The sequence below is a fragment of the Lysinibacillus sp. FSL K6-1151 genome (assembly GCF_038630755.1).
Taxonomy (GTDB): domain Bacteria; phylum Bacillota; class Bacilli; order Bacillales_A; family Planococcaceae; genus Lysinibacillus; species Lysinibacillus fusiformis_D.
Genome location: NZ_CP152040.1, coordinates 1,206,632 through 1,228,678 on the forward strand (window position 1 = coordinate 1,206,632; position 22,047 = coordinate 1,228,678).

Consider the following 22,047-nt stretch of genomic DNA (forward strand, 5'->3'; position numbering starts at 1 on the left):
GCGAAATGCTAGCATCTTAAAAAAGGTGAAGGAAGCGTTTCGCATGTATCTTTTGTTATAATAAAAATATCTATATGGTAAGAGCGAGGTAAATAATTATATGACAACATATACACCAATGATGCAACAGTATCTACAGGTAAAGGAAGACTACAAAGATGCCTTTTTATTTTTTAGATTAGGTGACTTTTATGAAATGTTTTTTGAGGATGCCATCAATGCCTCACAAATTTTAGAGATTACATTAACGAGCCGAGATGCAGGCGCAAAAGAGCGAATACCAATGTGCGGTGTGCCGCATCATTCGGCTAAAAATTATATTGAAACACTTGTGCAAAAGGGCTATAAAGTGGCGATTTGTGAACAAACAGAAGATCCAAAGCAAGCAAAAGGTGTGGTCAAACGTGAAGTGGTTCAGCTTATCACACCCGGAACCATTATGGAAGGTAAGGCGCTTGACGGTAAAACCAACCACTTTATTGGGGCAGCAGAGCAATTAGATGACACGACATTTGGCTATGCCTATTTAGATTTATCGACAGGTGAAGCAGTGGCTTCTTCTATTGAAGGCGATGGAAAAGCCCTCTTAATGCAAATGCAGGCTTATGGTATTCGAGAGCTTATTGTAACGGATAGTTTACAGCTACTATTAGCAGAGCACGCCGTTCATGCTGGGATTGTGCTATCAGTTGAAGTGGATGAAATGCCTATGGACAAAGCAGCAAGCTATTTAGAAGCCGTACCTCAGCCATTACAAGTTGCCTGTCTTCGTTTGTTAGCGTATATCGATCAAACACAAATGCGCTCTTTATCGCATATTCAAGCTTTCACGTTTAATGAAATTAAAAATTATTTACGCATTGATTCTAGCTCCAAACGAAATTTAGAGTTGATTCAATCGATTCGTGGTGGAGACCAAAAAGGAACACTTTTATGGCTATTAGATGATACCGTGACAGCAATGGGTGGGCGAAAATTAAAACAATGGCTACATCAGCCGCTGGCTACTCGTACAGCGATTGAGGACAGGCTGGCGATTGTCACGGATTTATTGGAAGAATATTTTGTGCGCACTGAGCTACAAGCTTCCTTAAAACAAGTATATGATTTAGAGCGTTTGGCTGGTCGTGTTGCGTTTGGCAATGTAGGCGGACGTGATTTAGCCCAATTACGTGATTCATTGCGCCAAGTGCCAGCTATTCAGCAGCAGCTGATGGGGGCAAATAAAGAGACGTTACAGCAACTAGGTGCAGCACTTGATACATGCACAGATGTCGAGGCTTTATTAGCAATGGCGATCACTGATAATCCACCTATTACCATTAAAGAAGGGGATGTCATCCGTGATGGCTACAATGAGCGCTTAGACGAACTACGCTATGCTGCTCGCAACGGTAAAGATTGGATTGCCCAACTTGAACAAGAAGAGCGAATGAAAACAGGCATTAAAAATTTAAAAATAGGCTATAATCGAATTTTTGGCTACTATATTGAAATTACAAAATCGAATATTCATTTAGCGGACTTAACACGCTATGAGCGCAAACAAACGTTGGCGAATGCAGAGCGCTATATTACACACGAACTAAAAGAAAAAGAAGCATTAATTTTAAATGCAGAGGAAGAAAGCTTAACATTAGAGTACAATCTGTTTGTGGAAATTCGAGAGGCATTAAAGGCATATATCCCACGTGTACAAGCACTTGCAGCAAGTATTAGTGAGCTAGATGTTTTACTAAGCTTTGCAAGTGTTTCAGAAAAATATCGTTTTACAAAACCAGAATTTCATGGTGGACGTGCGCTCGAAATTATAGAGGGACGACATCCAGTTGTTGAAAAAATGTTAAATAAGCAAATGTATGTACCAAATGATTGTGTGCTAGAAGAGCAGCATAATATGATGCTTATTACAGGGCCGAATATGTCTGGTAAAAGTACTTATATGCGCCAAGTAGCCTTAATTGTTGTTATGGCGCAAATGGGCTGTTATGTACCTGCTGAAAAGGCGAGACTGCCTATTACCGATCAAATTTTTACGCGCATTGGAGCGGCTGATGATTTAGCAGCAGGACAATCCACATTTATGGTAGAAATGCTTGAATCACAACATGCTATTATGCATGCAACAAAAAATAGCTTGATGCTATTTGATGAAATCGGACGTGGCACATCGACTTATGACGGCATGAGTTTGGCACAATCGATGATGGAATATATTCATGATAAAATCGGTGCAAATACGTTGTTTTCTACGCATTATCATGAATTAACGGCACTGGAAAAGGATTTACCTCGCTTACAAAATGTCCATGTATCGGCTACGGAAAAAAATGGAACGGTTGTGTTCTTGCATAAGGTGAAAAAAGGAGCCGCTGATAAATCCTATGGTATTCATGTAGCACAGCTCGCACAATTGCCAGAAGAAATTTTAGCGAGAGCGCGTGTTTTACTGGAGAATTTTGAGGCTGGGAAAGAAGTAGTTGCTGAAACACAAGTAATGGCTGAACAACCCGTGCAAATGTCTTTGTTTGCAGAGGAAGAGCCGATTTCACCAGCCGAGGCAGAGGTGCTAAAAAAATTAGAAAAAGTCAATATTTTAGGCACTTCACCTATGCAGGCAATGAATATTTTATATGCGCTACAGCAAGAGCTAATCAACGTAAAAAAATAGATAAAGGAGTGATACGTTAGTGGGAAACATACAAATTATGGACGAGTGGCTATCCAATAAAATCGCAGCAGGAGAGGTAGTAGAAAGACCAGCTTCTGTTGTCAAAGAGCTAGTGGAAAATGCCATTGATGCGGGGAGTACGTCCATTGATGTTTTTTTACTAGAAGCGGGTCTCACTTCCATTCAAGTAATAGATAATGGTAATGGTATGGATGAAGAGGATGCATTGATGTCATTCTCTCGCCATGCTACTAGTAAAATTCATCAGGAACATGATTTATTCCGCATTCGTACACTTGGTTTCCGTGGGGAAGCATTGGCATCCATTGCTTCTGTTTCTAAAATGACGCTGATAACATCAAATGGTGAATCTGGAACGCATTTAGAGCTTGAAGGTGGACATATCCTAACACATAAGCCTGGCCCTTTGCGTAAAGGTACGGATTTAACGGTATCTCAGCTATTTTTTAACACGCCCGCACGCTTAAAATATATGAAAACTATTCAAACTGAACTTGGGCATACGATAGACCTAATGAATCGCCTAGCACTTAGCAATCCACAAATTGCATTCAGATTACTGCATAATGGTCAACAATTATTGCAAACCAATGGGCGAGGAGATGTGCAACAAGTACTGGCCGCTATTTACGGTGTACATAATGCCAAGAAGATGGTGCCGTTCCAAGGCGAATCATATGATTATCGAATTTCTGGCTTTGTGTCCTTGCCTGAGGTGACACGTGCTTCCAAAAATTATATGTCTCTGTTTGTTAATGGTCGCTGGGTCAAGCATTATTTAGTGCAAAAAATGGTTGTGGATGCCTACCATACGTATTTACCCATCGAACGCTATCCGATAGTTGTCCTTTATATAGAGGGAGATCCTTATTTAACAGATGTCAATGTGCATCCTGCGAAACATCAAATTCGTTTAAGTAAAGAGCCAGAGCTTTTGAAATTAATCGAGGAAACCATCCGTGAAAAAATACGCAGCGTTATTCGCGTACCTCAGATGGAGAAGAAAGAAAAAAGTGTCAAACCTACTAATGAGCAACTTAATATTTGGAAGCCTGCTCCCAAAATAGATGTAGAGAAGATGCATGCAATTGTTGAGAAACTATATGATGTCCAAACCATTCAAGAGAGCAATCGTGAACAGTTGGTCGTGCCAGAGCCTGTACCTACTATGATAGAGGATAGCTGGCAGCCCGATCTGCGATTGGAGACTGAGACAGTTGAACAAGTAAGCAGTGTAGAACAACAAAAAGTAATTGAGAATGAGTCTACGAAAGAGCCATTTCCTGAACTAGAAGTAGTTGGGCAAATCCATGGCACATACATTGTTGCACAAATGGAAGATGGTTTTTATTTAATTGATCAACATGCTGCACAAGAACGCATTAAATATGAATTTTTCCGTGAAAAGGTCGGTCAAGTCAATCCGCATGAACGTCAAGCATTATTGCTTCCACTAACTTTCCACTATGCGGCCGATGAAGCACTTATTTTACGAGAATACAAGCATGAGCTAGAAGCTGTAGGTGTATTTTTAGAGGAATTTGGTCAGTCATCTTTTGTTGTACGTGAGCACCCAAGTTGGTTCCCACAAGGGGAAGAGCAGGAAATCATTGAGGATTTAATTGAACAGGTGCTAACAACGAAAAAGGCCGATGTCAAAAAATTACGTGAAGCAGCGGCGATTATGATGAGCTGTAAAAAATCGATCAAAGCCAATCATTATTTAACAAAAGAACAAATGGAAACATTACTACGAGATTTACGTAATGCAGATAATCCATTTACATGCCCTCATGGACGTCCAGTGCTTATTCATTTTACATCGTATGAAGTGGAAAAAATGTTCAAACGGGTTATGTAGTGACAAGGGGGAAGTTGGGATGGGCGAATTTATTTTAGCGATTGATCAAGGAACGACAAGTTCAAGGGCTATTTTATTTAATAAAAAAGGTGAAATTGTTCATGTCGCACAAAAAGAATTTCAGCAAATTTTTCCGAAGGCTGGCTGGGTAGAGCATAATGCAAATGAAATTTGGGGTTCTATTCTAGCCGTTATTGCGGCGGTCTTAACCGAAAGTGGGCACGAAGCAAGTGACGTACATGCCATTGGCATTACCAATCAACGCGAAACGACAGTTGTATGGGATAAAAAGACAGGTCAGCCCATTTACAATGCGATTGTCTGGCAATCGCGCCAAACACAGGACATTGTGAATACCTTAAAAGATCAAGGCCATGAAGAGCTTTTTCAGCAAAAAACAGGGCTACGCCTAGATGCTTATTTTTCTGCAACAAAAATTAAATGGATTTTAGACAATGTGGATGGCGCACGCGCAATGGCAAACAATGGAAATTTGCTATTTGGGACGATTGATTCTTGGATTGTTTGGCGATTATCAAAAGGAAAGGCTCATGTAACCGACTATTCAAATGCAGCTCGAACATTGCTTTACAATATTCATGAATTGCAATGGGATGATGAGCTTTGTCAGCTTTTAGCTATTCCAATGTCAATGTTACCTGAAGTGAAAAATTCATCTGAAATATACACGGAAACAGCACCAAGTATTTTCTTTGGTGAAAAAATTCCGATTGCAGGGATTGCAGGTGATCAACAAGCCGCTCTTTTTGGTCAAACTTGCTTTACAAAAGGAATGGCTAAAAACACTTACGGTACTGGCTGTTTTATGCTATTAAATACAGGCCAGCAAGCAGTGACCTCTGAAAATGGTTTACTGACGACTATTGCTTGGGGGATAGATGGAAAAGTGACCTATGCATTAGAAGGTAGTGTTTTTGTAGCAGGGTCAGCAATCCAATGGCTACGAGATGGGCTACGTATGATTCGTACTGCTGAGGATTCCGAAACCTATGCTAAAAAGGTGAAGAACACGGATGGTGTCTACATTGTCCCTGCCTTTGTTGGTCTAGGAACTCCTTATTGGGATACAGATGCTCGTGGTGCCATTTTTGGCTTAACACGAGGAACATCAAAAGAGCATTTCATCCGGGCAACACTTGAATCATTAGCCTATCAAACAAAGGATGTACTGGATGCAATGGAAGAAGCAGCGGGTACCCCGATTGAAGTACTCCGTGTCGATGGTGGGGCTGTTAAAAATCAGTTTTTAATGCAGTTCCAAAGTGATGTTTTACAGCTACAAGTTGAGCTAGCACAGCTTAATGAATCAACAGCACTAGGTGCAGCCTATTTAGCAGGTCTTGCCACAAACTTTTGGCCAAACCAAGAGACCTTATCTGCATTATGGATGAGTGGCCAAACCTACCAACCACAAATGGAGGACGAGCAAGCCACAGCTCTTTATACTGGCTGGCAAAAGGCTGTAGAGGCCACACGAATTTTTAAATCATAGCTATTGGGGGAGAAAGGTATGTTTTCATTTGAGCATCGTCCAAAAATTTTATATTATCTAGAGCACTATAGCTTTGACGTATTAGTCATTGGTGGTGGTATTACAGGTGCAGGAATTGCATTAGATGCCGCATCAAGAGGCCTTTCTGTCGCATTAATTGACATGCAGGATTTTTCAGCTGGTACGTCGAGCCGTTCAACCAAGCTGATTCACGGTGGCCTACGTTATTTAAAGCAATTTGATGTGGGTGTCGTAGCGGAAGTGGGGCGTGAACGTGAAATCGTTTATGATAATGCGGTTCATGTCACAACGCCTGAAAAAATGCTATTACCTTTATATAAGAAGGGCTCACTTAGTCCGTTTACAACATCTATAGCATTAAAGGTTTATGACCGCTTGGCGGGTGTCAAAAAACATGAACGTAGAACAATGTTAAACGTCCAAGAAACCCTAGCATTAGAACCTTTACTTAATGAAGATGGACTTGTGGGTGGAGGGTATTATGTTGAATATCGTACGGATGATGCACGTCTGACGATTGAAGTATTGAAAAAGGCTGCAGAATATGGAGCATTGTGTCTCAATTATGCAGAGATGACGGAATTTATCTACAAAAAGAAAAAGCTTGTTGGCATTAAAGTGAAGGATCATGTTACGGGAACAATACTCGATGTACATGCAGCACAAATTGTCAATGCTACAGGCCCTTGGGTAGATGACGTACGACACAAGGATAAAGTAACAGATAACAAGCAATTACGTCTGACAAAAGGCGTTCATATTGTCCTCAACCAAAAGGATTTTCCACTGAAGCAAGCTGTTTATTTTGATATTCCTGATGGGCGTATGGCTTTTGCAATTCCGCGAGATGACAAAACCTATATAGGGACAACGGATACAGTCTTTGAGGGAAATCTTGTACACCCTATTGCTACACAGCAAGATGTAGATTATTTAATTGAGGCTGCTAAAAAAATCTTTCCAACTGCTACTATTACAAGAGAAACGATTGAATCATCCTGGGCAGGAGTACGCCCGCTCATTTATGAAAAAGGAAAGGACCCTTCTGAAATTTCAAGGAAAGATGAAATATGGACAGCGCCAAGTGGTTTAATGACAATCGCTGGCGGTAAGCTTACAGGCTATCGTCAAATGGCTGAAACAATTGTCGATAAAATTGTAAAAGCTCGTCGCTATAAGCATGCAAGTGCTTGTTTAACACGTGAGCTCTCACTGTCTGGTGCAAAAGGAATCAACGCGATTAATTTCCCTGACTATATGGCTTATAAAGCACGAGAAGGTGTACAATACGGCTTAAATTATGATGAAGCCAAACAGCTTGTACAAAAGTATGGCACAAATGTAGATGGATTATTTAATCGTGTTAAATTTTTACATGAACATGGCAGTACAATGCCTCTAGCTTTACACGCTATGCTACTGTATGGCATGGAAGAGGAAATGGTCTATACACCGAGCGACTTCTTTATTCGTCGTACAGGCTTGCTTTACTTCGATATTGAGGCTGTCAAGCTTTATAAGCAGCAAGTAATTCAAGTGATGCAACAACACTTGAATTATACGGAGGAACAAAAACACAAGTATATGGCTGAATTAGAGCAAGCCATTAAGGATGCAACAAATTTTGTGAAAAAAGGGGAGTAAGGGATGGAGCGTTATATTCAAATGTCGGATGGACATTTTGTCTTTACTCGAACATTGGAGCCCACAACGCCATGTATTGGTCATATTCACATTTTGCATGGTATGGCAGAGCACAGTGGTCGCTATTTAACATTTGCTAAAACACTCAATGCGGCAGGCTATGCTGTGACGATGCACGATCATCGTGGTCATGGTGAAACGGCGGCCTATAATGGCACGTTAGGTTTTTTTGCTGAAAAGAACGGTTTTGAGCGTGTGGTAGAAGATGCCCATGAAGTGGTCACGCAATTACATGCACCTTATGCAAATGTACCATTCATTATTTTTGGTCATAGTATGGGGTCATTCATTACTAGACGATATATTCAACTGTATGGTGAACAAGTAGACAATGTTATTCTCTGTGGTACGGGAAATGTGACAGCTCTGCATGCTGTTGGAAATATCGTAGCCAAGGTATTAGCTAAGGGGCTAGGGAAAGAAACTGAAAGTAAGCTGCTAAATCAATTGAGTTTTGGTAGCTTTAATAAACAGTTTCCAAATCCAAAGACGGCCTATGACTGGCTATGTTCTGTCCAACAAGAGGTGCAGAAGTATATAGATGACCCATATTGTGGCTTTATTCCAACCAATCAATTTTTTGTCGATTTAACAACGGGCTTTGCAACACTTAATCGTAAAAAAGAATTAGCAAAAATGAGAAAAAATCTTCCCATTCTCTTGATAAGCGGAAGTAAAGACCCGGTTGGCGAACAGGGGCTGGGCGTTTACACAGTTGCTGAACAATTGGCAACAGTAGGAGTAAAAGATGTAACGGTTTATTTATTTGAGGACAAACGGCATGAAATTTTAAATGAAGACAACCAAGAAGCGGTCTTTCAAGTATTATTACGGTGGTTAGAAAAATATGATAGAAACTAAATTACAGCAGGCAGAGGTCGTAGCGATTGTAGGACCAACTGCCTCTGGTAAAACAGCTTTAAGCATTGAACTGGCGAAAAAATATAACGGTGAAGTCATTAATGGCGACTCCATGCAAATTTATAAAGGACTCGATATTGGGACTGCTAAAATTAAGGAAGAAGAGATGGAGGGCGTACCACACCATCTACTCAGTTTTTTAGAGCCGACAGAATCTTTTTCAGTAGCGGATTATCAAAAATTAGTCCGAGCAAAAATTGCAGAAATCCAATCTCGACAAAAATTACCCATTATAGTAGGTGGCTCAGGCTTATATGTACAAGCGGTCCTCTATGATTTCCAATTTACTGATGAGAAAGTTGATGAGGAAGCACGAAAAGCCTACTATGATGAATTAGCAAAGCTTGGCCCTGAGGCAATGCATGATAAATTAAAACAACTAGACCCTCAAACAGCGGAGACGATTCATCCAAACAATACGCGTCGTGTCATTCGTGCATTAGAAATGCTGGAATTAAGCGGTGTATCCAAAGCAGCTGAAGCACAAAACCGAGGGGAAGTACCTCTTTATAAGCATGTCATTTTGGGGTTAGGTCAAAATATGACCCGTGAAGTGCTTTATGACCGCATTAACCGTCGTGTTGATTTAATGATGGACAATGGCCTTTTAGAAGAAGTCAAAGGTTTATGGCAGCAAAATATTCGAAATGTGCAGTCCATACAAGCAATTGGCTATAAGGAATTGTATGATTATTTGGATGGCAAATGTACCCTCGAAGAAGCTATTGATAGCTTAAAACAAAATTCACGCCGCTATGCAAAAAGACAACTTACCTATTTTCGCAATAAAATGGATGTCCATTTTATTACGACGGATGAACAATTATAATAATTAAGAAAAATTTCTAAAAATTACTAATTGATAAATTGGTAGAACATGCTACTATAGGAGTGAAGAGGTAGAAAGTTAGTGGGGAGGCTATTTGATGAAATCAATCAACTTGCAAGATACGTTCTTGAACCAACTACGTAAAAACAGTGTTTTTGTAACTGTATTTCTGTTAAATGGATTTCAGTTAAAAGGGACTGTGAAATCATATGACAATTTTACAGTTTTATTAATGGATGCTGAAAATAAGCAGCACCTAATCTACAAGCACGCCATTTCTACATTCGTTCCAGCAAAACAAATAGAGTTTTTAGAGACAGAAGGATAAAAAATTGTTAAACAGCTTGTGTTCACCACACTGGCTGTTTTTTTTGTTACAAGCTATAATGTAAGTGGAATTTGAAATTTTGGAGGAAAAAAGTTCATGAAATCAATGGAAACAACACAATTACTAGAACGATTAGATGCAAATGAGGACCTATATATTATTGATGTACGTGAAGAGGATGAAGTAGCACACGGCATGATTCCTGGTGCCAAGCACATTGCCCTTGGGACAATCCCGGAACGTTTAGAGGAATTAGACGTAGAAAAGCCATATATTGTTGTTTGTAAGGCTGGTGCTCGTTCTGCTAATGCATGTGCTTATTTAGAAGCGCAAGGATTTGATGTAACAAATCTTGAAGGCGGCATGCTAGCTTACGATGGGGAATTAGAATTTAAATAAATGACATAATGAAAAATAAAACCATCCATAGCATTTTTGTGAAGGGTGAAAATGGATTTCCGTTGCAGGCTACTTGCTTTCCTGTGGGCGAGCGCCGAGCCGCTTCCTCCGTGCAGAGGCTCGCCTGTCTCACTATCCCACGGGAGTCAAGTAGCCTTCCATTCCAATGCATAAAAATGGTACCTTTTTAGCAAAGGTATTCACTACTCTTTATGGAGGGGTGTTGTTACTTACCACTTCTTCACATTGAAAATAAAGGGCTATCCTTTCTCTCATCAGACAAATAATGGGCTATTTTGTTCACTACGGTTCGTATGAAAGAGAAGGAAAAGCCACTTTTACATATGGTTGATTGGAGTGGAGCCAGTGTCACTCCTAGGGGATTTAGCGTCACAGAGGGGACCTTGGAGCGAACGCAGTGAGTGAAGCGGCTCATCATCGGACGCCCCCTGAAAGGACGCTGGAACGGAAATCAACCTCTCGCTTTTCAAAGTGGCTGTTTCTATCATTGACATCACCTTTTTTATATACTTATTTTCGGAGTGTGTTCATGATGAGGCTGAAATTTTTTTCAAAGTTAATATACGGATTCACATTTTTTTGCCCACGAACCTTTAAAGCATAACTGGAAAAATTTAAACCAGCACCATATATTTGTAAAGCACCATTCGCAAGATCCCCCTTTTGAAGAAGTTCAAGACCATCTTTTAAGAAATTTTCACTCTCATCGAAGTGACATTCCGTCATGTATTTATCCCCGCTATAATATAACTTCAAATTTTCGATGATTATATTCGCTGTTTCGTTACTTATACTAGCATCGACATTCATTAATAACTGATTGATTGGTTTCACTAACTGAGCGTAGTGACTATCATAATTTTCACAAGTCTCCGCAATGGCATTTCTCAATTCTCTTGCATTCATCCTAACTCCTCCTCAAAGAAAATTTATGACCTACCTTATATTGTACATACTCATAATAGTATGAAGGGATTAGTGACCCCTTTCTTTATAAAACTTACTCTTTAATTTTCAGAAATATGTTACAATTATGTAGGTGAAGGAGGGATTTTGTATGTTTTGTTCAATAGCACCCCCAACAATGTCTTTACAGTAGAATCTACTGTTTAGGCATACAATAACAGTTTGCTCATTTTCAATAGATTCTACTGTATAGGTTAATACTTTATACGTAGAAAGTAGGTATTTGTAATGAGCGGAAAATTAGCATTTGTATTATCCATGATTATTTTTGGAGCAGTTGGTGTTTTTGCCAAGTATATTCCGTTAACTTCAAGTGAAATTGCTTTTTGGATGAGTTTAATAGGTGCTTGTTTTTTAGTAGTGATTTTTATTTATAAAAAGGGGAATTTTTCGAAATTAGAGATTATAAAAAATAAGTGGAAATTAATACTTTCTAGTATCGCCTTGTGTGGGAACTGGATTTTTTTATTTCAGGCTTATAAAGCAACAACGATTGCCAATGCTGCATTGAGTTATTATTTTGCACCAGTACTCGTTATCTGCTTATCTCCAATTATTTTAAAAGAGAAGCTAGTTGGCAGAAAAATAATGTATGTCTGTGTGGCTCTTATCGGACTATATTTGATTGTCCAAAGTCAAGGCACTGGGGACAGTGAGCATTTTATAGGCATTGTCTACGGTCTTATCGCGGCATGCTTTTACACAGCGCTAACATTGACAAATAAATTTATATGCGGCTTAAAGGAACCAGAAAATACAATGATTCAACTTTCTTTAGCAGCATTTTTCCTTAGCTTCTATCTACTTGGAACTACAGGATTTCAGGTCATGAAAATCAGTTTTGAGTCAGTCCTATTCTTAATTACATTAGGCATTGTCCATGCAGGGGTTGGATTTTTATTGTTCTTTTTAGGCATGTCACAGTTAAAAGGACAAAGTATAGCCATTCTTAGCTATATTGATCCACTGACATCATTAGTAATTTCCACGATGATTATAGGTGAAAAAATGACGCTTCTACAAATAATAGGAGCGGTCCTATTATTAGGCTCAACATTGCTAAGCGAAATAGAAAAAGAATAGGTAACCGAAGAAATGGTACAAGGCGAGTATTCTAATATTGACAGAAAAAATACGCTGTCGTAGATTATAAATAGTTTAATAAAAGCATTAGGTGCCCAATAGGGAGAATAGGGAATAAAGTGAAAAACTTTAGCGGACCCGCCACTGTATAAGGGAGTGTCATCGTAAATGCCACTAGCGAATCGCTGGGAAGGCACGATGATATGTTGAGCTTGAGCCAGGAGACCTGCCTACTTGCTTCGGAAGTATATAGATGATGGAAAAGTCTGTAGTTTATTTGTCATGACAATAAACTACAGACTTTTTATTTTGTCTTCATGTAGAACGAGAGGAGAAACAATAATGCAATTATTACAAGACACGATTCAAAATATCCAAGAGGCTGATATGAATAGTATGGACCAAGCTAGAAAGCGAATTGATGCGCTTTGTAAGCCCCCAGGTAGCTTGGGGAAACTAGAATCACTTGCCGTACAGCTTTCAGGCATAACAGGACAATTATATCCAATGGTCGATAAAAAAGTGATGATTGTCTGTGCAGCAGATCATGGCGTTTGTGAGGAAGGCATAACAACGAATCCACAAGATGTTACGGTCTTTCAAACATTAAATTTTCCTAAGGGAGGTACAGGCGTTTGTGCGATTGCGGGCATTACCAATGCAAAGGTAGTAACAGTAGATGTTGGGGTAAAAGAAGATATTCCGCTTGATGCAGGTGTTATCATTCATAAAATTAAACATGGCACAGATAACATGGCACAGGGCCCTGCTATGTCAAGAGAAGAGGCTATTCAATCCATTGAAGTGGGGATTCATGTGGCAACAGATGAAATCACAAAAGGAGCCAACCTACTTGGAACAGGTGAAATGGGCATTGGTAATACAACGCCGAGCACTGCCATATTAGCTGCTTTGACTGGCTATGACCCTATTGAAATAACAGGGTTTGGCGCAGGAGTTGGTCAAGGAGGGATTGCTCATAAAGCAGCAGTAATTGAAAAAGCAATTACTCTCAACAACCCCAATCCTAACGATATCATTGATGTTCTAGCTAAAGTTGGAGGGCTAGAGATAGGGGCTATGGCTGGTATCATGCTGGCTGCCGCAAGTCACCGAAAACCTGTTATTATTGATGGTTTTATTTCGACTATTGCTGCGCTTATTGCTTATCAAATTGAACCGAAAGTAAAAGACTTTATCATACCTTCCCATGCTTCAGAGGAACCAGGGGCTAAAATTGCCGCATCATTACTTGGTGTAGAGCCAATGCTGCATATGAACATGCGATTAGGCGAAGGCTCTGGTGCTGCTCTAGCCTTTCCTCTTTTAGATGCCGCTTGTTCTATGATGAAAAATATGGTGACATTAGAAGAAGCCATGAATCTTTTGGCTAAATAGTTACTGAATAACAAATAAGCGCAAATAGTTAATGAACTCTTTGCGCTTATTCATTTTTTTATCAATTACAGTATCTATGCCCGATTCAACTTACGCAAAGGCAAACGCCACTTCATCATATAGGAAAGAATGCGTAATGCTGTAATCACTGCAAATAATACATAAAGGAAAATGTCTCCAGTCAAAACTTCAAATCCGATAACAAGCCCTGCGAGAGCAGCCCAAACACCATAGACTTCATCACGGAGAACTAGCGGCTTCCGTCTAGCTAATAAATCTCGCACAATACCACCACCTGAACCTGTTAAAACAGCAGCTACAACGACTGCGCTAATTGGCATATCTAGCTTCACTGCATAGAGTGCACCTTGAATAGCGAATGCGGATAAGCCAATGGCATCTGTGAAGTTGCCCCAACGATGCCAATGCTGAATCAGATGATGCGGGAAGATAAAAAATATCGTAATCGCAGCTAGTGCAATTTGAAACATCATATCCTGTCCCCATAAGGTTGTGACAGGCAGTCCGATGAGTAAATTTCGAATAGCTCCTCCACCAAAAGCAGTGACAATACCGAGTATATATACACCGAATAAATCGTATTCTTCTTCCATGGCAATGATTGCCCCAGAAATAGCAAAGGCAATTGTTCCAATAATACTAAAAACCTCCCAAGCCATCCCTTTCACCCCTTCTATCAATAAATGAACTTCTTTTTTAAAAGTTAAAAGACTTTTTTTGACGTAACAGAATCTATGAATTTAATAGCCAAAATCAGTCATTACATACGCTTCTTGAAGTAAGTCCGCACATTAGCTTAGCGTAAAATTCGCTTAGAAACAATAGGCAAGTTTTGCAGGGGTTCATACAAATTGATAAGATGTTATTGAAATAAAGAAAAACATTCGTCAAAAGCGTTGATATACCAGTAGTTATTTAGGGAATTCTAGAATGAGTGAAGTCAATTTAGAGAGTCGATAGATCTTACTGATTGAAATGCGGGACAATTGTGAAATGGAGAAGAAAAGAATGACGTTTACATCTAATTTATCAGCACAAACGCTATCCTTAGCGTCAAAAATAGAGGAGCAAGTTCGACCCTATCATGCAAAGGTAGAAGAAATGGCGTTTTATAATCAACAGAAGGTGCTAGCAGCATTTCGCAAGCATCAAGTAAGTGACTATCATTTACATCCATCCAATGGCTATGGCTATGACGATGAGGGACGCGATAATTTAGAGCGTGTTTATGCGGAAGTTTTTGGGGCGGAGGCTGCCATTGTACGACCACAAATTATTTCAGGAACACATGCAATCACGCTTAGTCTATTCGGTGTCCTTCGTCCTGGTGATGAGCTGCTTTATATTTCTGGTCAGCCATATGACACATTGCAATCCATTGTCGATGGTGGTAACAAAGATACCGGTTCACTGAAAGATTATAAAATAGGCTATCGACATGTGGATTTAGTGGAAAATAAAGCAATTGATTGGGTAGGTGTAGAAGCAGCCATTACTACGCAAACAAAAATGATTGCCATTCAACGTTCGAAAGGCTATGCGACACGTCCATCCTTTACGATTGCAGAAATTGCTGATATGTGCGCAAAGGTGCGCAAATTAGCCCCACATGCCGTTATTTTTGTAGATAACTGCTATGGTGAGTTCGTAGAGGCGAAGGAACCAACAGAGGTTGGTGCTGATTTAATGGCAGGCTCACTCATTAAAAACCCTGGTGGAGGATTGGCGAAAATTGGTGGCTATATTGCTGGCCGTGCAGATTTAGTAGAGAAATGTGCGTATCGTATGACATCTCCAGGTATTGGGGCAGAGGCAGGGGCAACATTAAATACATTAGGAGATTTTTATCAAGGATTTTTCCTAGCCCCACATGTCGTATCACAAGCCTTAAAAGGTGCGATCTTTACAGCAGCTATGCTGGAGGAAATCGGAATGAGCACTTCTCCAAGCTATGATGCAAATCGTACGGATTTAATCCAATCCGTTTCCTTCCAAACTGCACAGCAGATGATTGCCTTCTGTCGTGAAATACAAGCCAATTCTCCAATAAATGCCCATTATGCTCCAGAACCAGCTTATATGCCTGGTTATGAAGATGATGTCATTATGGCTGCGGGAACATTTATTCAAGGCTCCAGCATTGAGCTGACAGCAGATGGTCCAATCCGTCCACCATATACAGCCTTTATCCAGGGTGGACTAACATATGAACATGTTAAATTTGCTATTTGTAGTGCTGTTCAAGCCATTCAAAAAAAGTAATATGAAAATAAATAAACCTTAAATTTGAATAGTTTTTTACAATTTTCTATCGGATTGAAAAAAATAACGCCTTACATGTTAGGAAACCTCACATGGTTGGTTGACAGTGAAAAAATTTCGTTATATGATAAGCGGGTATTGGAGGAGGACTTAAATGAGTCGTGAAATTAGACGAACTATGCCGTTATTATCAATGAGTATTGTGATGCAATTAACTGAACTCTCGGCACGACAAATTCGTTATTATGAAGAACACCATTTAATTGAGCCGCACCGAACAGAAGGCAATCGTCGAATGTTTTCATTAAATGACGTCGACACATTGCTTGAAATTAAAGACTACTTAGAGCAGGGTATGAATATGGCGAAGATTAAAAAATTATTTGCTAAAAAGAAAGATCCTGTTGCTACAGATGAACAAGATTTAAGTGATTCAGAATTACGCCAAATCATGCGCGAAGAAATGCGTCAAGCTCAGCGCATGCAAAAATCATCCATCCGACGAGGGGATTTATCTCGATTCTATTAATAAATAGGGTAGGGTAAACATAAAAGCTAGACAAATTATAGGAGTGTGGAAAACTGTGGGTAAATACACAAAAGAGGACATTAAACGTCTCATCGAAGAAAAAAACGTAAGCTTTATTCGTTTACAATTTACAGATATTCTTGGCACAATCAAAAATGTTGAGATTCCTGTAAGTCAATTAGACAAAGCATTAGAAAACAAAATGATGTTTGATGGCTCATCTATTGAAGGTTTCGTTCGAATCGAAGAATCTGATATGTATTTATATCCTGATCTTGATACTTTCGTAGTATTCCCTTGGACTTCTGAAAAAGGGAAAGTGGCACGTCTCATTTGTGACGTATACACTGCGAAAGGCGAACCATTTGCTGGTGACCCACGTAACAACCTAAAACGTATTCTTAAAAAAATGGAAGATATGGGCTTCTCAAGCTTCAATTTAGGGCCTGAGCCAGAATTCTTCTTATTCAAATTAGATGCAAAAGGCGAACCAACGTTAGAAGTAAATGACCATGGTGGTTACTTCGACTTAGCTCCAACAGATCTTGGTGAAAACTGCCGCCGTGATATCGTATTAGAGCTAGAAGAAATGGGCTTTGAAATTGAAGCATCTCACCATGAAGTAGCTCCAGGACAACACGAAATTGACTTTAAATATGCCGATGCTGTTACAGCTTGTGATAACATTCAAACTTTCAAATTAGTTGTTAAAACAATTGCACGTAAACATGGCTTGCACGCTACATTTATGCCAAAACCATTATTTGGTGAAGCAGGCTCTGGTATGCACTTTAACGTGTCACTATTTAAAGGTAAAGAAAATGCATTCTATGATGAAGCTACAGAATTAGGTCTTTCTGAAACAGCTATGCAATTCATGGCGGGTGTTCTTGCACATGTACAAGGTTTCACAGCTGTAACAAATCCAACAGTAAACTCTTATAAACGTCTAGTACCTGGTTATGAAGCACCATGTTATGTAGCATGGTCTGCGCAAAACCGTTCACCACTAATTCGTATCCCATCAGCACGTGGACTTTCAACTCGTGTAGAAGTACGTTCTGTGGACCCTTCAGCAAACCCATATTTAGCAATGGCTGTTATTTTAGAGGCAGGTCTTGAAGGTATTCGTCAAAACTTAACGCCACCAGCAGCTATTAATCGCAATATCTATGTGATGTCGGAAGAAGAGCGTCAAGCTAATGGTATTGAAAACTTACCAGCAGCACTTGATGATGCTTTAACATTACTTGCTAAAGATAAAGTAGCGCAAGCAGCTTTAGGTGAGCATATTTACGCAAACTTTAAAGAAGCAAAAGAAATCGAGTTCGATATGTACCGTACAACCGTTCATCAATGGGAACGCGATCAATATTTAAAAATGTACTAAGAATTAATAAAAATAAAAAAACGAGTGCCTCTTCACTTGGAAGGTACTCGTTTTTTTGTCTATAGTTCCAGAACATGATAGGGCAGCATGGCACCCCATCGTTATTGTTAACGGCCCATATGTTTACGATGGTGTGGCATATGACAAGGGTTAGGTGGCATACCGCACATTGTATGTGTTTCACAGCATTCATTAACAACAGACTCTGTGCATGGGAAATAGTATTGATGATCAATCATATGTTTATTTACTGTTGTGACATGTGCTGGTTGTACATGTGGAACAACCGTATGGATATAATTTGTGCGAACATATTGCTCTGGTGGTAAAAATTGTGGTGGATCAAATTGCGTTGGCATTGTTTGTGGCGGACAGCAGTGTGGACCTTTTGCCGGATGGCGTCTTCGTTGAAACATGTTATTACCTCCTGTTTTGATAAGTTGTAGTTCATTATTAAGATATGAGATATACGTCGATAGGGTCTATTTATTTGCCTATTATTGAATAGGTAAATCTAACAAGTCGCTGAAATGGTAGAAAATCTATAGCTGGTTAGATACATATTGGGTGAAAGAAGCAGCTACTGAAAGCCTCTCCCAACATCAAAATGACATTGCTTAGAGCTATTGTTTTAAATAAATGCCATGAATTTTAGTCAATTATCTATTACACCTCAGCATCATTGCGACGAAATTTTCATAATAAATACAAAAATCCTACACCTTCTAAACTATATGGGAGGGAGCTGTAGGCTAATCAAGATAAAAAATTATTAAAAAAGTATGTTTTTTGAAAAAAAAGATATTGTCAATAAAACGGTCGTACAGTATACTCTTTAATTGATAATGAATATCATTATTGATTATATTTTAGGAGGAAATGTATGTCGAAATTATCACTACGCAATAAAAATGTTTCTATTCTTTTTGCGCTATTCTTAACATTCTCACTTTTATTGGTGGGATGTGGAGATAAAGCATCGAACGGTAGTAGTTCACAAGAAAATGACAAAGCAGAAGAAAGTAACACAGAAGAATCTTCTAGCCGTGAGATTACACATGCTATGGGCACTACCACAATTGAAGGTACACCTACAAAAATCGTTACGCTATACCAAGGGGCTACAGATGTAGCAGTAGCGATGGGCATTAAACCAGTGGGGGCAGTAGAATCTTGGGCTGAAGCACCTTTTTATAATTATTTGAAAAAAGATTTAGATGGCGTTGCGATTGTTGGACAAGAAACGCAACCTAATCTTGAAGAAATTGCAAAACTTAAACCAGATTTAATCATTGCATCGAAAGTGCGTCATGAGGAAATTTATGATCAGTTATCACAAATTGCACCGACAGTTGCTCATGAAACGGTTTTTGATTTCAAGGGAACAGCTGAAATGATGGGTCAAGCAATGGATCAGGAAGAAAAGGTGAAAGAGTTACTAGGAGATTGGGATACACGAGTTGCTGATTTCCAAACAAAAATTCAAGAGAAGCTTGGCGATAAATGGCCATTCCATGTTTCTGTTGTTAACTTCAGAGCAGACCATGCACGTATTTATGTAACAGGATATGCAGGTTCTATATTGTCAGAGCTTGGCTTCCAAGGTCCTAAAAATTTAACAGATGACTCATTGGAAATCGTGAAGCTAACGGATAAAGAAAGTATTACACAAATGAATGCCGATGTTATTTATATGTTTATGGAAAATGATGACGCAGTCAAGAAAAATTATGAAGAGTGGACAAACCATCCACTATGGAAAGAGCTTGATGCTGTGAAGGCAAATCAAGTTTATCAAGTAGATGAAATTAATTGGAATCTAGCTGGTGGACTTATTAGTGCTAATTTAATGCTAGACGATATTTATGACAAGTTTGAATTAGAAAAATAGTAAAAGAGACTAGGGCTGTTGAAAGTGTTATAGAATACTTGAATGACAGCCCTCTCATTATAGGGATTGGACATATTAGAAACCTACAATCCCTTTCATAAGATAAATTGTGGATCAAGAAAGTTGGCGTAAAATGAGAATTATTCTTTCCAGTACCTCGATGAAACAAGTAGGCTTATTCATCAGTTGTTTGATCCTTTTGCTGGCATTTTTAATCAGCATAGCTATTGGTCAAACGTCCATACCCTTCTCGTCAATCTATGATGCCATTTTTCATTTTGATGCTGCTAATAAGGAGCATGTTATTATTCGGACATCGAGATTTACAAGAGCTGTGATCGCTACAGTAGTTGGCGCAAGTCTTGCCATCGCGGGAGCATTAATGCGGGCATTAACAAGAAATCCTTTAGCAGCTCCTGATATTTTAGGGATTAATGCAGGGGCGATATTTTTTATTGTTAGTGCCATTACTCTTTTTTCCATCAATTCTTTAATGAGCTATATGTGGATTGCCTTTTTAGGTGCAGGTGCTGCGGGAGCTATGGTATTTTTCCTAGGGTCATTAGGAAGAGATGGTTTAACACCGATTAAAATAGTATTAGCTGGTGCAGCGATTACAGCTCTATTTGTCTCGTTTACGCAAGGGCTTTTAGTGATTGATGAACAAGGCTTACAAAGTGTTCTTTTTTGGTTAGCGGGATCTGTATCAGGTCGTAGCATTGACATGCTTATACCAGTTTTACCGTTTATTTTAGTGGTCACAGTTGTGGCAATAGGTATGGGTCGTTCTATAAATATTTTACAATCAGGTGATGATATTGCAAAAGGCTTAGGACAACGAACTATGATTACGAAAATCACACTCGGTCTCATTATTATCATTCTTGCAGGTAGTTCAGTTGCTGTAGCAGGTTCAATTGGCTTTATTGGTTTGATTGTCCCTCATATTGTGATTCAGCTTGTTGGTACGGATTATCGTTGGATTATTCCGTACAGTGCAGTATTAGGAGCAATATTGCTGCTGTTAGCTGATATGGCTGCGAGATATGTGATCATGCCATTAGAAATGCCAATTGGTGTAATGACTGCCTTTATCGGAGCTCCTTTCTTTATTTATATTGCACGAAAGGGGTTAGCGAAAAATGTCTAATTATAGGACAGTTCGAACGAAATCTGAACGTATATCTTTTCAAATAGCCAAAAGAACTAGTTGGATTTTACTGTTATTAAGCTTATTATTAGTCATCATAACAGTCCTTGGTTTATCTGCAGGTAGTGAATTTATCCATCCTATCACAGTGGTGAGGGAATTATTGGGCTATGGTAATGGAGAGTACGATTTTGTCTTACATACATTAAGGCTCCCACGTGTATTGATGGCATTATTAGTTGGTGCAGCGCTAGGAGTTGCTGGTTTAATTTTACAAGGGATTATCCGTAATCCACTTGCTGCTCCAGATATTATCGGTGTAACGAGTGGTGCATCCATGGGGGCGATTATTTTTATCGTGTACTTTATGGGGTCAGTCAGCATTCAATTTTTACCGTTAGCTGCTATTTTAGGTGCTGGCATTGTTTCCTTTATCATTTACCTACTGTCATGGAGAAAAGGCGTCACACCTATTCGTATGGTGCTTATTGGTATTGGGATTTCAGCCTTAGCAAAGGCCGTTGTGACGATGCTGCTTGTGATCAGTAATGTAGCTGCAACAACGAAGGCCTATTTATGGCTGACAGGTAGTTTGTATGGGGCTAATATGCAGGATGTCTATTTGCTTTTACCATGGGTTGCTCTGTTATTGCCACTAACGTTTATTTTGGCAAGAACAGTAAATGTGAAGGAATTAGGAGATGAAATTGCGATAGGGCTAGGGGTAAAGGTTCAAGTGTACCGTTTACTTTTTTTACTCATTAGTGTGATGCTAGCTGGCTCTGCGGTTGCATTTGCTGGTGGAATTGCCTTTGTTGGATTAGTAGCCCCTCATATGAGTAGAATGCTTGTAGGGCGTTCCTTTGCTGGATTGATACCTGTGACTGCTATAATCGGTGGGATGATTGTTATCGTAGCCGACATCGTAGCACGCACTGCTTTTTTACCAAAGGATTTACCAACAGGTGTCTTTACGGCTGCAATTGGGGCACCATTCTTTATTTATTTACTATTTAGAACGCGCAATCAATAAAGCTACAGGAAATAACAGTTAAAAGCGTGAGAAGA

19 protein-coding genes and 1 riboswitch are annotated in these 22,047 nt (G+C 39.3%); of the genes, 16 read left to right on the plus strand and 3 right to left on the minus strand.

Going from position 1 to position 22,047, the window contains the following annotated elements; genetic code table 11:
- Positions 1-100: 100 nt before the first annotated feature.
- The 8 genes from mutS to MHI04_RS05690 all read left to right on the plus strand — a co-directional run bounded on the left by mutS (position 101) and on the right by MHI04_RS05690 (position 10,268).
- On the plus strand, positions 101-2,671 hold the full coding sequence (gene mutS, locus MHI04_RS05655; protein ID WP_342535392.1) for a DNA mismatch repair protein MutS: 2,571 nt from the start codon (positions 101-103) through the stop codon (positions 2,669-2,671).
- A gap of 19 nt (positions 2,672-2,690) precedes the next feature.
- Positions 2,691-4,553: a DNA mismatch repair endonuclease MutL gene (mutL, locus tag MHI04_RS05660; RefSeq protein ID WP_342535393.1), complete on the plus strand. Its 1,863-nt coding sequence runs from the start codon at positions 2,691-2,693 to the stop codon at positions 4,551-4,553.
- Between the two features lie 19 nt (positions 4,554-4,572).
- Positions 4,573-6,066: a glycerol kinase GlpK gene (gene glpK / locus MHI04_RS05665; protein ID WP_342535394.1), complete on the plus strand. Its 1,494-nt coding sequence runs from the start codon at positions 4,573-4,575 to the stop codon at positions 6,064-6,066.
- 18 nt (positions 6,067-6,084) lie between these two features.
- Positions 6,085-7,731 (plus strand): glycerol-3-phosphate dehydrogenase/oxidase, encoded by a 1,647-nt coding sequence (locus MHI04_RS05670; RefSeq protein ID WP_342535395.1) that lies wholly within the window; start codon positions 6,085-6,087, stop codon positions 7,729-7,731.
- A 3-nt stretch (positions 7,732-7,734) separates the two neighbouring features.
- On the plus strand, positions 7,735-8,652 hold the full coding sequence (locus MHI04_RS05675) for an alpha/beta fold hydrolase (protein ID WP_058844652.1): 918 nt from the start codon (positions 7,735-7,737) through the stop codon (positions 8,650-8,652).
- Entirely contained in the window at positions 8,639-9,541 is a 903-nt protein-coding gene (gene miaA / locus MHI04_RS05680; protein WP_089932038.1) for a tRNA (adenosine(37)-N6)-dimethylallyltransferase MiaA, read from the plus strand. The genes MHI04_RS05675 and miaA overlap by 14 nt, the downstream gene beginning before the upstream one ends.
- Before the next feature lie 97 nt (positions 9,542-9,638).
- Positions 9,639-9,869, plus strand: coding sequence for an RNA chaperone Hfq (gene hfq / locus MHI04_RS05685; RefSeq protein WP_036124674.1), 231 nt, complete (start codon positions 9,639-9,641; stop codon positions 9,867-9,869).
- Positions 9,870-9,965: 96 nt separating this feature from the next.
- A complete protein-coding gene (locus MHI04_RS05690; RefSeq protein WP_036124673.1) occupies positions 9,966-10,268 on the plus strand; it encodes a rhodanese-like domain-containing protein in 303 nt (100 codons plus the stop codon).
- Positions 10,269-10,799: 531 nt separating this feature from the next.
- Here the strand turns inward: MHI04_RS05690 and MHI04_RS05695 are convergent.
- Positions 10,800-11,195, minus strand: a complete 396-nt coding sequence (locus MHI04_RS05695) for a hypothetical protein (RefSeq protein ID WP_036128186.1) — start codon at positions 11,193-11,195, stop codon at positions 10,800-10,802.
- 288 nt (positions 11,196-11,483) lie between these two features.
- On the opposite strand from MHI04_RS05695, the gene MHI04_RS05700 reads away from it, so the two are divergent.
- Positions 11,484-12,338: a DMT family transporter gene (locus MHI04_RS05700; RefSeq protein ID WP_342535396.1), complete on the plus strand. Its 855-nt coding sequence runs from the start codon at positions 11,484-11,486 to the stop codon at positions 12,336-12,338.
- Between the two features lie 72 nt (positions 12,339-12,410).
- A riboswitch (cobalamin riboswitch) is annotated at positions 12,411-12,587 on the plus strand.
- A gap of 93 nt (positions 12,588-12,680) precedes the next feature.
- A complete protein-coding gene (gene cobT / locus MHI04_RS05705) occupies positions 12,681-13,736 on the plus strand; it encodes a nicotinate-nucleotide--dimethylbenzimidazole phosphoribosyltransferase (RefSeq protein ID WP_101966382.1) in 1,056 nt (351 codons plus the stop codon).
- A gap of 74 nt (positions 13,737-13,810) precedes the next feature.
- Here cobT and MHI04_RS05710 read toward each other — a convergent pair whose 3' ends face one another.
- Positions 13,811-14,416 (minus strand): trimeric intracellular cation channel family protein, encoded by a 606-nt coding sequence (locus MHI04_RS05710; RefSeq protein ID WP_101966381.1) that lies wholly within the window; start codon positions 14,414-14,416, stop codon positions 13,811-13,813.
- 349 nt (positions 14,417-14,765) lie between these two features.
- On the opposite strand from MHI04_RS05710, the gene MHI04_RS05715 reads away from it, so the two are divergent.
- The 3 genes from MHI04_RS05715 (at position 14,766) to glnA (ending at position 17,938) form a co-directional block, all read left to right on the plus strand.
- Positions 14,766-16,019, plus strand: coding sequence for a methionine gamma-lyase family protein (locus MHI04_RS05715; protein WP_036128177.1), 1,254 nt, complete (start codon positions 14,766-14,768; stop codon positions 16,017-16,019).
- Between the two features lie 154 nt (positions 16,020-16,173).
- Positions 16,174-16,548, plus strand: a complete 375-nt coding sequence (locus tag MHI04_RS05720) for a MerR family transcriptional regulator (RefSeq protein WP_036128174.1) — start codon at positions 16,174-16,176, stop codon at positions 16,546-16,548.
- Between the two features lie 55 nt (positions 16,549-16,603).
- Positions 16,604-17,938, plus strand: coding sequence for a type I glutamate--ammonia ligase (glnA, locus tag MHI04_RS05725; RefSeq protein WP_036128172.1), 1,335 nt, complete (start codon positions 16,604-16,606; stop codon positions 17,936-17,938).
- Positions 17,939-18,045: 107 nt separating this feature from the next.
- Here glnA and MHI04_RS05730 read toward each other — a convergent pair whose 3' ends face one another.
- Positions 18,046-18,354, minus strand: a complete 309-nt coding sequence (locus MHI04_RS05730; protein ID WP_036128170.1) for a CotD family spore coat protein — start codon at positions 18,352-18,354, stop codon at positions 18,046-18,048.
- 467 nt (positions 18,355-18,821) lie between these two features.
- Here MHI04_RS05730 and MHI04_RS05735 point away from each other — a divergent pair, with 467 nt between their 5' ends.
- The 3 genes from MHI04_RS05735 to MHI04_RS05745 all read left to right on the plus strand — a co-directional run bounded on the left by MHI04_RS05735 (position 18,822) and on the right by MHI04_RS05745 (position 22,012).
- The gene (locus MHI04_RS05735; protein WP_342535397.1) at positions 18,822-19,829 is read left to right on the plus strand and encodes an iron-siderophore ABC transporter substrate-binding protein; all 1,008 of its coding nucleotides are present in this window, start codon (positions 18,822-18,824) and stop codon (positions 19,827-19,829) included.
- Between the two features lie 133 nt (positions 19,830-19,962).
- Positions 19,963-20,979, plus strand: a complete 1,017-nt coding sequence (locus tag MHI04_RS05740; RefSeq protein WP_271912549.1) for an iron ABC transporter permease — start codon at positions 19,963-19,965, stop codon at positions 20,977-20,979.
- Complete coding sequence (locus tag MHI04_RS05745; protein WP_271912550.1) at positions 20,972-22,012, plus strand: iron ABC transporter permease; 1,041 nt, start codon at positions 20,972-20,974, stop codon at positions 22,010-22,012. The genes MHI04_RS05740 and MHI04_RS05745 overlap by 8 nt, the downstream gene beginning before the upstream one ends.
- Positions 22,013-22,047: the final 35 nt, after the last annotated feature.